Source organism: uncultured Roseobacter sp. (assembly GCF_947492555.1).
Classification (GTDB): Bacteria; Pseudomonadota; Alphaproteobacteria; order Rhodobacterales; family Rhodobacteraceae; genus Roseobacter.
The window spans coordinates 18,444-33,890 of sequence record NZ_CANLNE010000001.1 but is presented as its reverse complement, the minus strand read 5'-3'; the positions used below and the strand labels follow the sequence as shown (position 1 = coordinate 33,890).

The following is a 15,447-nucleotide window of genomic DNA, read 5'->3' as shown; positions in this document are numbered from 1 at the left end:
CACCCTTTCTCAAGAGGGTTAACACCACACGCAGAGTGCTTAAAGAGCGGTTGCATGCGGGGCAAGCCGCTTTCGACCCCTTGCCTCAACTTGGCGTTGAATTGTTGTAAATCGGCAAAAATCTGCTTGTTTCTGCGGGTTTCCGCTCTTAGGCGCCTTCGGCCAGGGGCCAGTAGAAATCCGGGGGAATACCTGCCTCAGCCCGCTTTTCCTCGTTGAAGGGCGGCTTCAGCGCGCCGTGGAAATATTTCCGCACCAGGTTGTGGAACATTTCCTTGGGGTCTTCTTCGTGCCGACCACAGAGGAAATGGAACCACTTCGACCCATAGGCCACATGACTTACCTCTTCGGCGTAGATGGTCTCGAGTGCGGCGACCGCCGAGGTCGACTTCGCTTTGCGGAAAATCTCGATCATACCGGGTGTCACGTCGAGCCCGCGTGCCTCCAGCACCATGGGCACCACGGCCAGACGTCCCATGAAGTCATCTACGGTGTCTTCGGCTGCACGCCACATGCCCGCATGGGCCGGAAGCGCGCCGTAGTGGCTGCCAAGTTCTTCAAGACAGTCGCACATCAGTTTGAAATGTTTGGATTCTTCGTCTGCGGCTTTAACCCAGTCATCGTAAAACCCCATCGGCATTGGAACATGGGCAAAGCGTGCGATGATGTCCCAATGCAGGTCCACCGCGTTCAATTCGATGTGGGCGACAGCATGCAGCAGCGCGATGCGTCCCTCCGGCGTGCCGGGGCGACGGCGCGGCACGTCGCGCGGGCTGAGCAGTTCGGGCGCCGCGGGCCGGGCGGGATGTACCGGAGGGTCGGCGCGACCGATCTGCGGCGTCTCACCCGCCGCGCGCGCGGCCTGCCAGTCAGCGGCAAACCGGCGCGACAGGGCCGTCTTTTCGTGACCGTCGGCGGTGCGCAACACCGCCTCGGCCATTTCCGCCAATGGGATCACAGCGCCTGAACCGCCTGCAGCACCTCATCCACATGGCCGGGCACTTTTACCTTGGGCCAGATGCGCGCAATTGTGCCATCGGCGGCAATCAGGAAGGTTGAGCGTTCGATGCCGAGGAATTTCTTGCCGTACATGCTCTTTTCCTTCCAGACACCGTAGTCTTCGCAGGCGCTGCCATGTTCGTCCGACAACAGCGGCACGGTCAGCTCTTTCTTGGCCACGAATTTGTCATGACTCGCCATGCTGTCCTTGGAGATGCCGAAGACCTTGGCGCCCGCCGCCTCGAACGCCGCCTTGCTTTCGGAAAAGCCGATGCTCTCCTTGGTGCAGCCGGGCGTGTTGTCGCGCGGATAGAAAAACAGAACGACCGGCTGGCCCTGCAGCGCAGACAGGGTGACATCGCCGCCATCGGTGCTCGGCAGGGTGAAATCGGGGGCAGGTTGGGAAATCTCTGGCATGACACTCTCGTGGGTTTAAAGGTTTGCACTGCAGTGACATATTAGGACTGTGCGGGCCAGAGGGAAGGCCTGCCACGCCGATTAACCCGTCGCCTGTCCCAGCCACGAACCCCGCAGCCCGATTTGGAACAAAACCCGTCAGATCGCCCCAGAAGACGCCGCAAGAAGCGCTATGTGATCCCGGCCCTTTTGCTTGTGCTGGTGATGGCCGCTGTTGGCGGGGCGGTCTGGTGGGTCAAGGACCGGGACATCATCATCCCGCCGTGGGTGCGGGACCAGATCGAGACGCGGCTGATCGAGGCCGTGCCGGATGCGCGGATCGCTTTTGGTGAAATGATGCTGATCGTCGATGAGAACTGGCGCCCCCGCGCCCGTATCCGCGACGTCCGGATCGCCACACCCGAAGGTGTTGATATCGTTTCGTTTTCAGAGTTGCGGGCGAGCCTGTCGATGACCGGGCTGCTCAAGGGCAAGCTGGAGCTGAAGACGGTTGATCTCAACGGGATTTTCCTGAACCTGCGGCGCGGGCCGGGCGGCGTGACGCTATCGGGGGGCGGCGCGACCCAGACCGTCTCACGCGAAGCGCCGAACCTCGCACGGCTTGTCGCGGACCTGGACGATCTGCTGCTGCGCCCGGTTCTTGCCCGGCTGCGCAGAGCCGATCTGCGCGGTCTCACGCTGCGCTATGAAGACGAGCGGGCCAACCGCGCCTGGACCATCGACGGGGGCAGCCTGTCGATGGAGCGGAACGGTGCGGCGCTGCAGGTCGGCGTTGACCTTGCGGTGCTGAGCGGGGGCGCGCAGGTGGCGACCGTGGCGGCGAATTACGCCGGCCAAATCGGCCGGACGGCCTCGCAGTTCGGCGTCACTTTCGCCAATGTGGATGCCATCGACGTCGCGGTGCAGGGCCCGGCCTTTGGCTGGCTGCAGGCGCTGCGCGCCCCGATCTCCGGCTCTCTGCGCGGAGGTGTGCGGGAAGATGGCACGTTCGATCCGCTGAACGCGACTTTCCAGATCGGGGCGGGCGTGATCCAGCCCACACCGGAATCCCGCGCTATCCCCATCGACAGCGCGCGCAGCTATTTCACCTATGAACCGGCGGCGCGGACGTTGCGGTTCGATGAGCTTGCGGTCGAAAGCAAATGGGTCAGCGGTCGACTCGATGGGACAGCCACGCTGGCCGATGATGGCAATGGCCGTATCGAGGACCTCGTGGGGCAGTTGCGGCTCACCAATCTCAGGATCAACCCGGCGGATTTCTACGAGGAACCGGTGCAGGTTGCAGAGGCGGAGCTCGATTTCCGTCTCACGCCACGGCCCTTTGCCCTGCATCTGGGACGGCTGCAGGTGATCGACCAGGGTCACATTCTGACCGCAAATGGCAAGCTTTCTGCGGACGCGCGCGGGTGGGACATCGCGGTGGACGCCCAGATGGACGGCTATGAACCCGACCGGCTGATGGAGCTCTGGCCGGAACACGTGGTGCCCAAGACGCGCAAATGGCTGAGCGAAAACCTCTATGGCGGCCAGATGCGGGATATCGGGGCCGCGCTGCGCTGGTCTGCAGGGCAAGAGCCCGAAACCTATCTTGGGTTCGACTTCGATGAGGCCCATGTTCGATTTTTGAAAGAAATGCCGCATATCCGCGAGGCCAAGGGGCACGCCTCCCTGCTTAAGGACCGCTTCGTTCTTGTGGTGGACAGTGGTGGCGTAGAGGCGGAGGAAGGCGGGCATATCGATCTGGCGGGGTCGTCCTTTATCATCCCCGATGTGCAGGCCAAAGACGGCACACCTGGCGTGATCCGGCTGCTCACGAAATCCTCCGTGACGGCGGCCTTGTCCATGCTGAACCAGCGGCCTCTCGAAGTGATGCGAAAGGCAAACCTGCCCGTGGCCCTTGCTGATGGCCGGGCAGAGATGTCGGGTACCGTGGCGCTGCCGCTCATCAAAGGGGTCAAGGTGGAGGCGGTTGAATTTGATGTCTCTGGCGAGATCGCGGATCTGCGCAGCGAGGCGTTGATCATGGATCGGGTGTTGCAGGCTGACCGTCTGGCGCTGGTGGCTTCCGACGAGAGCGTCAATCTCACCGGGCAGGGGGATCTGGATGGTGTGCCCTTCGACGTGACCTGGACGCAACCGTTGAACAGCCCCGGCGCGCCGGGACGTGTTACCGGAGAGATCAGTGTAACACCCGATGCGCTGGACGCCTTCAGGATCGATCTGCCACCCGGATACATGCGTGGCGAAGGCAAAGCCGACATTGATATCACGCTGGCCAAGGATCAGCCGCCTGTGCTGCAGCTTGCCTCCGACCTGCGTGGCATTACACTGTCGATCCCGCCGATTGGCTGGTCCAAGGGCCCGAACACCGCCGCCGATTTCGAAGTGGTGGCCGCGCTGGCGGAGGTGCCGGTGGTGGAGCGTCTCTTTCTTGACGCGCCTGGCCTTGACGCGGTCGGGGCGGTGGATCTCGCCGAGGGGGGAGACCTCGACAGGGTGCGCTTCTCGCGGGTGCGGGTCGGAAACTGGCTGGACGCCCCGATTGATCTGGTGGGACGGGGCAGGGGCGCACCGGTGGGGGTGGTTGTGCGGGGTGGCACGCTTGATCTGCGGCGCGCGGACATCCCGGCGTCTGCCGCAGCCGGAGAGGCGGCGCCGCTGACCGTGGCGCTCGACCGGTTGCAGGTCACCGATGCCATTGCGATCAACGGTTTGCGCGGAGAATTCACCACCGGTGCGGGGCTCGATGGCGTCTTTACCGGGCGGATCAACGGCGGCGCGCAGGTAAACGGCCGGATGATCCCACAAGGCGCGCGCAGCGCGATCCGACTGACGGCCAATGATGCTGGTGCCGTCTTTGCCTCGGCCAATGTCGTGCAACAGGTGCGCGGCGGGAATTTCGAACTGGTGTTGCTGCCCGTGGGCACCGGCGGGGCCTTTGACGGCACCTTACGGGTGCTCAACACGAGCGTCGTCGATGCACCCGCCATGGCCGCGCTGCTCAACGCGGTCAGCATTGTAGGTCTCTTCAACATCGAGGGCAGTGACAGTCTCTTTTTCTCTGAGGTGAATGCCGATTTCCGCCTGTCGCCGCGTCGGATCACCCTGCGCGAAGGCAGTGCCGTGGGGTCCTCCATGGGCATATCGATGGATGGTATCTATGCCACGGACAGCGGTGCACTGCAGATGCAGGGGGTGATCACGCCGGTCTATCTGCTCAACGGGATCGGCAGTGTCTTTACGCGAAAGGGCGAGGGGCTCTTTGCCTTCAACTATTCCATTGGCGGGACCGTGCGGGACCCGGATGTCTTTGTGAACCCGCTGACGGCGCTCACCCCGGGCGGCATCCGCGATCTTTTCCGCGCGCCGAAACCGGATGTGCCCCTTGCCGAGGGCGAAACCCCGCCACCTCCCGCACCTGAACGGGAACGTCCCACTTTCACCCGCGGCGAAGATCGCTAAAAGGCCCCCTCATGAAACTGAGTGATTTTGATTTCGATCTGCCGGACGGGCTGATCGCGACCCGCCCCGCGGTGCCGCGGACCTCGGCCCGCCTGCTGGTTGCGCAAGGGGCCGACATGACCGATGCCGTTGTTTCGGACATCACAAAATACCTGCGCCCCGGTGACCGGCTGGTGCTGAACGATACCCGTGTGATCCCGGCGCGCCTCAGCGGACTGCGCCACAGGACATCGGCGCAAGGACAGACACAGGCACGTATCGAGGTGACCCTGCTGGAGCCGCGCAGTGACGGCACCTGGGCGGCGCTGATCAAACCACTGAAGAAGCTGAAAATAGGCGAAGAGGTGATTTTCAGCGCGGACCTGAGCGCGACGCTCCAGGGAACGTCGGACGGGCAGGGGCATCTGGCGTTCAACCTTGAGGGCGATGATTTCGATGCTGCGCTGAATGCCGCGGGGGCCATGCCGCTGCCGCCCTATATCGCCGCCAAACGCCCGGCGGATGCGCGGGATCTGGACGACTATCAAACCGTTTTCGCCACCAACAAAGGCGCCGTAGCCGCGCCCACCGCGTCTTTGCACTTTGACGCGGCGCTCTTGCAGACCATAGCGGATCACGGCGTCAGCTTTACCCATGTGACGCTGCATGTGGGGGCGGGTACCTTCCTGCCGGTCAAGGTCGATGATGTCACCACCCACAAGATGCATGCCGAATGGGGGCAGGTCAGCGCGCAGGCAGCGGCTGAGATTGCCGCGACCAGAAAGGCGGGCGGCCGGGTGATCCCGGTCGGCACCACCGCCTTGCGTCTCATCGAGACGGCGGCGCGGGGGGGGCAGATCGCCGCCTGGGAAGGAGACACCGATATCTTCATCTATCCCGGCTTTGAGTTCCAGGTCACCGACGCGCTGATGACCAACTTCCACCTGCCGAAATCCACGCTGATGATGCTGGTCTCCGCGCTCATGGGGCAGGACAGCGTACGGCGTATTTACGCGCATGCCATCGCCCGCGAGTATCGTTTCTTTTCCTATGGAGACGCCTCGCTGCTCTTCCCGAAATAACCGCGTGGCCGCAAAGCGACCTACAAAGTCGCACATGGGCCTGACGGGTCGCACGCCGTCCTGCAAGGAGGGGGTGTCGTCCCTCCCGCGACCGAATGGAGATTGTCATGCTACAGGTCCTGTCCAGCGCTTGGGCGCTCTTGCTCGGGATGTCGTTGTTGATGGTGGGCAACGGTATGCAGGGCACCTTGCTGGGCATTCGTGGCGAGATCGAGGGCTTCTCGACCTTCGAGATGTCCATCGTCATGTCGGCCTATTTCGTCGGGTTTCTGGGTGGATCGCGCATGGCGCCGGGCCTGATCCGGCGCGTCGGCCACGTGCGGGTCTTTGCAGCGCTGGCCTCGCTGATCTCGGCGGTGATGATCCTCTATCCCACGGTCACGGAGGTCTGGCTCTGGACGCTGGGCCGCGTGCTCATCGGCTTCTGCTTCTCCGCCGTCTACGTGACGGCTGAAAGCTGGCTGAACAACGCTGCCACCAACGAAAACCGCGGGCAGGCGTTGTCGCTCTACATGATCGTGCAAACGGCGGGCATCGTGCTCAGCCAGGCGCTGCTGCTGACCGCCGATCCCTCTGGCTACGTCCTCTTCGTGATCCCCTCGGTGCTGGTGTCGATCGCTGTCACCCCGATCCTGTTGTCCATCAGCCCGACACCGGCCTTTGACACGACCAAACCGATGAGCCTGAGAGAGCTGGCAGGCTTCTCCCCGATGGGCTGTGTCGGCATGTTCCTGCTGGGCGGGGTCTTCTCCGCACAATTCGGCATGGCCTCAGTCTATGGGGCAAAGGCCGGGCTGACGGTGGCACAAATTTCCACCTTCGTGGCCATGTTCTTTGTGGGCGCCGTTCTGTTGCAATACCCCATCGGGTGGATTTCCGACCGCATGGACCGGCGGTTCCTGATCCTGATTGTTTCTGCCGTTGGGGTCGTAGGCTCCGCGATTGGGATGGTGCTGGGCGGCAATTTCACCCTGCTTCTGGTCTCCGCCTTCGTTGTCGGCGGCATGTCGAACCCGCTCTACTCGCTGCTCATCGCCCACTCCAATGACTTCCTGGAGCATGAAGATATGGCGGCGGCCTCGGGCGGACTGATCTTTATCAACGGGTTGGGCGCGATCCTCGGACCGATCACTACCGGCTATATGATGGACACTGTAGGACCGAGCGGGTTCTACCTCTTCACCGGCATTCTCTTTGCCGCGCTGGTACTCTATGCGGCCTACCGTTCAACCGTCCGGAAATCCATCCCGGTGGACGAAACGGGGGCGTATGTCGCCGTGGCGCCGTCCTATACATCCGTTGCGCTTGAATATGCTCAAGAATACGCCATCGAGTCCGATTTGAGCGATGAAAATGCAACTATTCCTGATTGAATGTGTCGCACTGATGCAAAAAGTGACTATGCATTTAACTTAAACGAGACGTAACATACCGTAGTGGTGTGTTTATGAGGAGACGTGAGTGATGGTAGGTCCGCAAGAGATCTTGAGTTTTTGGCTCGACGACATCGGCCCCAAGGGCTGGTACAAACAGTCTGATGCGCTGGATACGGCGATGAGGACACGGTTCGAAGAAACCTGGAAAGCGGCCTGTGAAGGGCGATTTTCCCTCTGGCTGACATACCCCTCGGGCGCGCTGGCCTACATCATCTTGATGGATCAGTTTTCCCGCAACATGTTCCGCGATACCGGTCAGGCCTTTGCCAGCGACCGGGCCGCTCTGGCCGCTGCGAAATCAGCCATCGACAAGGGCTGGGACATGCGGATCGACGAGCCCGCGCGCCAGTTTTTCTACTTGCCGTTGATGCATTCGGAAAATCTTTGTGATCAGGACCGTTGCGTGCGTCTGATGTGTGAACGTATGCCAGAGCACGGACCTGAAAACCTGCTGCATGCGCAGGCCCATCGCGCCGTCATCCGCCAGTTCGGGCGCTTTCCACACCGCAATGCGGCGCTTGACCGCGCCCCGACGCAGGCAGAAGTGGAATTCATCGCGCGGGGCGGATACGGCGAAATGGTCCGCAGCCTTCAGGCCGACAAAGCCGCCTGAGCGCCATCCATGCGCGTCCTGCAGGGCGCCTTTGCGCGGTGCGCATTTGTCGCGCCGCAGTTCATGTTGCCGCTGATCGAAATATAGTTTAACGGTAAACTATATTTTGGACCCCATCTGCGAGGACATGTCATGGCTGCGAAATCCTTTGATCTGATTGTGATTGGGGCAGGCCCCGGCGGCTATGTGGCCGCGATCCGGGGCGCGCAGCTGGGGATGTCCGTTGCCATCGTCGAACGCGAACATCTGGGCGGCATTTGCCTCAACTGGGGCTGCATCCCAACCAAGGCGATGCTGCGCTCCTCCGAAGTCTTCCACCTGATGCACCGGGCCAAGGAATTCGGCCTGAAAGCCGATAACGTGGGTTACGATCTCGATGCGGTGGTGAAACGTTCGCGTCAGGTGGCGGGGCAGCTGTCGGGCGGCATCGGCCACCTGATGAAGAAGAACAAGGTCACCGTCTTCATGGGCGAGGCCACGATCCCTGCCAAGGGCAAGGTCAGCGTGAAAACCGACAAGGCCACCGAAGAATTGACCGCCAAGAATATCGTGCTGGCCACCGGCGCCCGTGCGCGCGAATTGCCGGGTCTGGAGGCGGACGGCGATCTGGTCTGGACGTACAAACACGCGCTGCAGCCCAAGCACATGCCCAAGAAACTGCTGGTGATCGGGTCTGGAGCCATCGGCATTGAATTTGCCAGCTTTTACAACACACTGGGGGCCGATACGACCGTGGTCGAGGTGATGGACCGCGTGTTGCCCGTGGAAGACGCCGAAATCTCTGCCTTTGCGAAAAAATCCTTCGAAAAGCAGGGCATGAAGATCATGCAGAAGGCCATGGTCAAGCAGCTTGATCGCGGCAAGGGCAAGGTCACCGCCCATATTGAGGTGGGCGGCAAGGTCGAGAAACACGAGTTCGACACGGTGATCTCTGCGGTGGGGATTGTCGGCAATGTGGAAGGGCTTGGCCTCGAAGCGCTTGGCGTCAAGATCGACCGCACCCATGTGGTCACGGATGAATTCTGCCGTACGGGTGTCGACGGGCTCTATGCCATTGGTGACATCGCCGGTGCCCCGTGGCTGGCGCATAAGGCGAGCCACGAGGGCGTTATGGTCGCCGAGTTGATGGCCGGGCAGAATGACGTGCACCCGGTGAAGCCCGAGAGCATCGCAGGCTGCACCTATTGCCACCCGCAGGTCGCCTCCGTCGGCTATTCCGAGGCCAAGGCCAAGGAACTTGGCTACGAGATCAAGGTGGGCCGCTTCCCCTTCATCGGCAACGGCAAGGCGATTGCTCTGGGCGAGCAGGAAGGCATGATCAAGACGATCTTTGATGCCAAGACGGGCGAGCTGCTGGGCGCGCACATGGTTGGTGCGGAAGTGACCGAACTCATTCAGGGCTATGTTGTGGGTCGCCAGCTTGAGACCACCGAGGAAGACCTGATGAACACCGTCTTCCCGCACCCGACCCTCAGCGAGATGATGCACGAGTCCGTGCTCGACGCCTACGGCCGCGTCATCCACATGTAAGCCGCTCAGCAACACGGTTTTCCAGCAATACATCGGGTGTGTGAGGCCGGACGGACCCCGCACCGACTCCTCTTTGACGCCGGAGTGCCGCCCGGGATGATGTGGGCACAGATGCCGCTGTCACAATCGGAACGCGCCATACCGCGGCGTATGAATTGATCTCCCACCGTCCCAATTCCGCGACATCATCGCGGCGCCGGGTGCAGGACCGGCACAAGGGGGTGGGCGGCCATGCAGGCTGGCCTTCAGGGGGAGCCGCATGCATCAGATGACAACGTTAACCTGGATCGAGGCCGTCGGCTGGCTGGCCTCGATCCTGACCGACGCCACCGACGCGATGAACACGATGATGCCGTTGCGCATTCTGGCCATCGCATCCTCGCTCTGTTTCATCGTCTAAGCCGCCATTCTGCAGCCCATGTCCCTGCGCGGCAAGCTCAGCAGAGCGACGGATAAAAAGCAGGCGATTTTTTCAGTCATCCGACCCTAAGGTCGGTTGCGGCGGATCAAGGCCGGACCTGTCGTGTTCCAGCAGGGCGATCCGGTGGACCGCCTGTACTTTCTGTCGGCCGGTCGGGTGCACAGCTAGGAGCATGACATCGATCTCGCGGCGGGTAGCATCTTTCGCGAGATGGCTCTTTTCACCGACCAGGCGGCGCGCACGGCGACCGCGCTGTACCGAAGATGCGCAAGTCCACGAGATTGATGAGAAACTGTTCATGCGGCTGCAGCTGGAACACCCGGCTTTCGGCATGTCGGCGATGCGCACGATCACCCGCCGTCTGATCGAAAACGCCAGGTCTGACCGCCGTGGTCATGCGTCGGGGGCGGCCACAAGGTCCGCTGGCGCCTGAGACGGGGCAGGTCCGAGACGTTGCCGTCTGCGCGAGGTGTAACTCCGGCCACCTGATCAAGGCACCCCGCCGCGTCCTGCGTTTTTGCAAGGGCGTCCTGCGGCGATGCGGGTTGTGGTGTTGGTCATCTGATCTCATTTTGTGGTGTTGGGTCAGGTGACCCGTCACATTCCCAATGGGAAGGACCTTTGTTATGAGTATCTCACGTTTTTTGACAGCCATTCTCTTCAGCCTATGGGCCACGTCCGGGCAGACAGCCTCTGTCACCTGGACGATGGACATCAATCTCGAGAACAGCGGCTCGGCCATTGGCAGCTTTGTCTGGGACAGCGAGCTTAACACCGTGACGTCCTGGGACATCACGGTCTCGGAAGGGCTGACCTCCGTTCTCATCGGGGTTCTGCCGGGCCAAACCTTCAGCAGCGCGAGCGCGGGGCACGTCGCCAATACCTACATCCAGGGTGGTTTCAGTTTTATCAACTTCGAAACCGACGATGTCACCTACTGGTACGGGCCCGATAGGCCGCGGCACTTTCGGCTCGGCTTCGGCTATGACGGCTTTGACGTTCTCGACACGCCCGTAGAGGCGCTCCTGCTGATCGGCGACACGCTGAACAAGTTCCCCGTCACGAAAACCGGTGTCACGGATTGCGGCAGTTGCTCGCCATCCCGCAGCGGCAGGCCGGGGTCCGTGCTCAGCGCCGTTCCGGCACCGGTGCCTCTGCCAGGCGCGCTCCCACTGACCCTGTTCGGGTTTGCAGCGCTTGGTTTTCTGCACAGACGAAGGGGCGCATAAGACCGCCCAGGACGCTGAGCGACAATTCGGTTGCGTTCATCGCGGCACCAGATTGCCACCCTCACACGGCTCTGTCATACCGCGCCCGAGGGGGCTGGTGCCATGCAGACAACATCTTGGGGACTGGTGCTTGCGCTCTGGGGGGCCGGGCTGGGCGCGGCGGCCCAATATGGCAAGTTCAGCGCGATTTTTGATCAACTGCCCGGCGTCTACCCGGACGCAGGCGCGGCACTGGGATTCATCGTTTCCATCGTCGGCCTGCTGGGTATTTTCTTCGGTGTTGCGGCAGGTCTGATGGTGGCCCGCATCCGCTACCGGCGGGCGCTGCTCTGGGCGCTTTGGATCGGGGCCGCGATCTCCCTGTTTCAGGCGTTTCTGCCACCGCTGCCATGGATGCTGGCCAGCCGCGCGCTGGAGGGGCTGTCGCATCTCGCCGTTGTCGTTGCAGCCCCGACGCTGATCGCACAGATCTGCGCCCCGAAGGATCGTGGGTTGGCGTTGACCCTCTGGGGTACCTTCTTTGGCGTGGCCTTCACGATACTGGCCTGGGGTGGGCTGCCCCTTGTCGCCTGGAAAGGCATACCGGCCCTGTTGACGGCGCATGCAATCTACATGGCGGCCTTTGCCCTGCTGTTGGGGGCACGGCTTAAGGCGCTGACCGTCGATCAACCCGCCCCCCCGCTGTCCCTGTCCAAGATTCTGCGGGACCATGTTGAAATTTACCGCTCTCCCTGGATCTCCGCTCCGGCCATCGGCTGGCTGTTCTACACTTTCTGTTTCGTGTCCATTCTGACGGTGCTGCCCGCCTATATTGCCGAAGAGAGCCGCGCTTTCGTGATGGGGGCCATGCCGCTCGTCAGTATCGCCTCCTCGATGACGCTGGGGGTGGCCCTGTTGCGGCATGTCCCCGCGATCACCGTCATCCTGACAGGTTTTGTCGGTAGCTGTCTGTCGATGGGGTGGCTTTGGCTTGACCCCGGCGCGCCGATGGCGTGTCTTGCCCTTGCGGGTACCATGGGGTTGATCCAGGGGGCCAGCTTTGCGGCGGTGCCCCAACTGAACCACAGCCCGGAGACGCAGGCCCAGGCCAATGGGGCGGTGGCACAGATGGGCAATGTCGGCAACACGCTCGGAACGCCTGTCATGGCTATCACGGCAGGTTCTTTGGGTTATGCCGGATTGCCGGTTCTGGCGGGCTGCGCCTTTGTGCTCGGGGGGTGCGCGCATGTGGTTTTGGCACGGCGTCGGCGTCGGGCTTGATGTTCTCTTTACGTTCTCTCTTTTTTGTTGGAGAATCCCTGCGAGCCGCCTATGTCTAGACCGTTAACCGGGGGTGCCTGATGGCCGAGTTGAAGAATATCGAGGTGCGCGGCGCGCGCGAGCACAATCTCAAGAGCATCGACGTGGATATCCCGCGCGACAAACTCGTTGTGATTACAGGGCTTTCCGGCTCCGGCAAGTCCTCGCTCGCCTTCGATACGATCTATGCCGAGGGCCAACGCCGCTATGTCGAATCGCTCAGCGCCTATGCGCGGCAGTTCCTCGACATGATGCAGAAGCCGGATGTGGATCACATCGCGGGTCTCTCGCCTGCGATTTCCATTGAGCAGAAAACCACCTCGAAGAACCCGCGCTCTACCGTCGGCACGGTCACCGAAATCTATGACTACATGCGGCTTTTGTTCGCCCGCGTCGGCACGCCCTATTCGCCCGCCACCGGCAAGCCCATTGAGGCGCAGCAGGTGCAGGATATGGTCGACCGCGTGATGGCGATGGAGGAGGGGACCCGTGCCTATCTGCTCGCGCCCATCGTCCGCGACCGTAAAGGCGAGTACCGCAAGGAGTTTCTGGAGCTGCGCAAGCAGGGGTTCCAGCGGGTCAAGGTGGACGGTGAGTTTTACGAACTCGATGAGCCGCCGACCCTCGACAAGAAGTTTCGTCATGACATCGACGTGGTGGTCGACCGGATCGTCGTGCGCGAAGGGCTGGAGACGCGGCTGGCCGATTCCTTACGCACCGCCCTCGACCTCGCCGATGGTATCGCGATCCTGGAGACCGCGCCCAGCGAAGGCGATCCCGAGCGCACCACTTTCTCCGAGAAATTCGCCTGTCCGGTTAGCGGCTTCACAATCCCTGAGATTGAGCCGCGCCTGTTCTCCTTCAACGCGCCTTTCGGGGCCTGTCCGGAGTGCGATGGTCTGGGCGTCGAGTTGTTCTTTGACGAGCGCCTCGTAGTGCCGGATCAGAACCTGAAAATCGCAGATGGCGCGCTGGCCCCCTGGCGCAAGGGGAAGTCGCCGTACTTCCTGCAAACCATTGAAGCCATTGCGAAACACTACAAGTTCAAGCAGTCGACCAAATGGAAGGACCTGCCCGAGAAGGTGCAACAGGTCTTCCTTTACGGCTCCGGTGAGGAAGAAATTGCCTTCCGCTATGACGAGGGCGGGCGTGTCTATCAAGTGACCCGCACCTTCGAAGGTGTGATCCCCAATATGGAGCGGCGTTACCGCGAAACCGACAGCAATTGGATTCGCGAGGAATTCGAGCGCTATCAGAACAATCGCTCCTGTGGCAGCTGTGGTGGCTACCGGTTGCGGGACGAGGCACTGGCGGTGAAACTGGGTCCGTCCGATAATGCGGAGAAGCTGCTGCACGTGGGGCAGGTGGTCGAAATGTCGATCCGCGAGGCCTTCGACTGGTGCGAGACGGTGCCGGAGCATCTGACTGCGCAGAAAAACGAAATCGCCCGTGCGATCCTGAAGGAAATCCGCGAACGGCTCGGGTTCCTGAACAATGTGGGCCTCGAATATCTCACGCTCAGCCGCAACGCGGGCACGCTGTCCGGCGGCGAAAGCCAGCGTATCCGGCTCGCATCGCAGATTGGCTCGGGTCTGACCGGCGTGCTCTACGTGCTCGATGAGCCCTCCATCGGGCTGCACCAACGCGACAACGACCGGCTGCTGCTGACGCTCAAGAACCTGCGCGATCAGGGCAATACGGTGATCGTGGTCGAACACGATGAGGAGGCCATCCGCGAGGCGGATTACGTTTTCGACATCGGGCCGGGCGCGGGTGTTCATGGGGGCGAGGTGGTGGCCCACGGCACGCCGCGCAAGATTGCGGCCTCCAAGAAGTCGATCACCGGCCAGTACCTGACCGGCGTGCGCGAAATTGCGATTCCGGCAGAGCGGCGCGGCGGCAACAAGAAAAAGCTGCAGGTGGTCGGGGCGACCGGCAACAACCTGCGTAATGTGACCGTCGATTACCCGCTTGGTAAATTCGTCTGCGTCACGGGGGTGTCAGGCGGCGGCAAGTCCACGCTGACCATCGAGACACTGTTCAAGACCGCCTCGATGCGGCTCAACGGTGCCCGCCAGACACCCGCGCCCTGCGAGACGATCAAGGGGTTGGAACACCTCGACAAGGTCATCGACATCGACCAGCGGCCGATCGGGCGCACCCCGCGCTCGAACCCGGCGACCTACACCGGTGCCTTCACGCCGATCCGCGATTGGTTCGCCGGGCTGCCCGAGGCCAAGGCGCGCGGCTATAAGCCCGGGCGCTTCAGCTTCAACGTCAAGGGCGGGCGCTGTGAGGCGTGTCAGGGCGACGGTGTGATCAAGATCGAGATGCACTTCCTGCCCGACGTCTATGTGGAATGCGAGACCTGCAAGGGCGCGCGCTACAACCGCGAGACGCTGGAGATCAAGTTCAAGGGCAAGTCCATCGCGGATGTGCTCGACATGACGGTCGAGGACGCGCAGCAATTCTTCTCCGCCGTGCCGTCGATCCGGGAAAAGATGGACGCGCTGATGCGCGTGGGGTTGGGCTACATCAAGGTTGGCCAGCAGGCGACAACGCTCTCGGGCGGCGAGGCGCAGCGGGTAAAGCTGTCGAAGGAACTCAGCAAACGCTCCACCGGCCGCACGCTCTACATCCTCGATGAACCGACGACCGGCCTGCATTTCGAAGACGTGCGCAAGCTTCTGGAAGTGCTGCACGAGCTGGTGGATCAGGGCAACTCCGTGATCGTGATTGAACACAACCTCGACGTGGTGAAAACGGCAGACCACATCATCGACATCGGTCCTGAAGGTGGCGACGGGGGTGGTCAGATCGTCGCCACGGGCACGCCCGAAGAAGTGGCCGACGTGGCGGAAAGCTACACCGGGAAATACCTCAAACCGATGCTCCTCAGTCGCGGGCGAGTGGCCGCCGAGTAGCAGGGCGTTACCTCGGAAATTCGGTGGCTCAACATCCCCCGTTTGAGCAGAGAGCC

At 62.1% G+C, this 15,447-nt stretch carries 13 protein-coding genes; 10 read left to right on the top strand and 3 right to left on the bottom strand.

The genetic code is table 11. The annotated features are described in order from the left end of the window. Window positions 1-148: 148 nt before the first annotated feature. Together Q1A07_RS00165 and Q1A07_RS00160 are read right to left on the bottom strand one after the other, a co-directional pair. Complete coding sequence (locus Q1A07_RS00165; RefSeq protein ID WP_299776687.1) at window positions 149-958, bottom strand: ferritin-like domain-containing protein; 810 nt, start codon at window positions 956-958, stop codon at window positions 149-151. Beyond that, window positions 955-1,416 carry a peroxiredoxin gene (locus Q1A07_RS00160; RefSeq protein WP_299776686.1) on the bottom strand — a complete coding sequence of 154 codons (462 nt, stop codon included), beginning with the start codon at window positions 1,414-1,416 and terminating at the stop codon, window positions 955-957. The genes Q1A07_RS00165 and Q1A07_RS00160 overlap by 4 nt, the downstream gene beginning before the upstream one ends. A 174-nt stretch (window positions 1,417-1,590) precedes the next feature. Between Q1A07_RS00160 and Q1A07_RS00155 the strand changes: the two genes are divergently transcribed. The 6 genes from Q1A07_RS00155 (at window position 1,591) to Q1A07_RS00130 (ending at window position 9,918) form a co-directional block, all read left to right on the top strand. Continuing rightward, window positions 1,591-4,878 (top strand): DUF3971 domain-containing protein, encoded by a 3,288-nt coding sequence (locus Q1A07_RS00155; protein ID WP_299776684.1) that lies wholly within the window; start codon window positions 1,591-1,593, stop codon window positions 4,876-4,878. 11 nt (window positions 4,879-4,889) lie between these two features. Then, window positions 4,890-5,939, top strand: a complete 1,050-nt coding sequence (gene queA / locus Q1A07_RS00150; RefSeq protein ID WP_299776682.1) for a tRNA preQ1(34) S-adenosylmethionine ribosyltransferase-isomerase QueA — start codon at window positions 4,890-4,892, stop codon at window positions 5,937-5,939. 107 nt (window positions 5,940-6,046) lie between these two features. Next, window positions 6,047-7,312, top strand: a complete 1,266-nt coding sequence (locus Q1A07_RS00145; RefSeq protein WP_299776680.1) for an MFS transporter — start codon at window positions 6,047-6,049, stop codon at window positions 7,310-7,312. 91 nt (window positions 7,313-7,403) lie between these two features. Then, on the top strand, window positions 7,404-7,988 hold the full coding sequence (locus tag Q1A07_RS00140) for a DUF924 family protein (protein WP_299776678.1): 585 nt from the start codon (window positions 7,404-7,406) through the stop codon (window positions 7,986-7,988). Between the two features lie 132 nt (window positions 7,989-8,120). Beyond that, window positions 8,121-9,518 carry a dihydrolipoyl dehydrogenase gene (gene lpdA, locus Q1A07_RS00135; protein ID WP_299776676.1) on the top strand — a complete coding sequence of 466 codons (1,398 nt, stop codon included), beginning with the start codon at window positions 8,121-8,123 and terminating at the stop codon, window positions 9,516-9,518. A gap of 259 nt (window positions 9,519-9,777) precedes the next feature. Next, complete coding sequence (locus tag Q1A07_RS00130) at window positions 9,778-9,918, top strand: hypothetical protein (protein ID WP_299776674.1); 141 nt, start codon at window positions 9,778-9,780, stop codon at window positions 9,916-9,918. A 72-nt stretch (window positions 9,919-9,990) separates the two neighbouring features. Here Q1A07_RS00130 and Q1A07_RS00125 read toward each other — a convergent pair whose 3' ends face one another. Further along, on the bottom strand, window positions 9,991-10,113 hold the full coding sequence (locus Q1A07_RS00125; RefSeq protein WP_299776672.1) for a hypothetical protein: 123 nt from the start codon (window positions 10,111-10,113) through the stop codon (window positions 9,991-9,993). A gap of 124 nt (window positions 10,114-10,237) precedes the next feature. Between Q1A07_RS00125 and Q1A07_RS00120 the strand changes: the two genes are divergently transcribed. From Q1A07_RS00120 to uvrA, 4 genes are all read left to right on the top strand, one after another. Then, window positions 10,238-10,372 (top strand): hypothetical protein, encoded by a 135-nt coding sequence (locus tag Q1A07_RS00120; RefSeq protein WP_299776670.1) that lies wholly within the window; start codon window positions 10,238-10,240, stop codon window positions 10,370-10,372. Window positions 10,373-10,565: 193 nt separating this feature from the next. Then, window positions 10,566-11,168 carry a hypothetical protein gene (locus tag Q1A07_RS00115; RefSeq protein ID WP_299776668.1) on the top strand — a complete coding sequence of 201 codons (603 nt, stop codon included), beginning with the start codon at window positions 10,566-10,568 and terminating at the stop codon, window positions 11,166-11,168. 102 nt (window positions 11,169-11,270) lie between these two features. Then, the gene (locus tag Q1A07_RS00110; RefSeq protein ID WP_299776666.1) at window positions 11,271-12,428 is read left to right on the top strand and encodes an MFS transporter; all 1,158 of its coding nucleotides are present in this window, start codon (window positions 11,271-11,273) and stop codon (window positions 12,426-12,428) included. A gap of 80 nt (window positions 12,429-12,508) precedes the next feature. After that, entirely contained in the window at window positions 12,509-15,391 is a 2,883-nt protein-coding gene (gene uvrA / locus Q1A07_RS00105; RefSeq protein ID WP_299776665.1) for an excinuclease ABC subunit UvrA, read from the top strand. Window positions 15,392-15,447 lie beyond the last annotated feature (56 nt).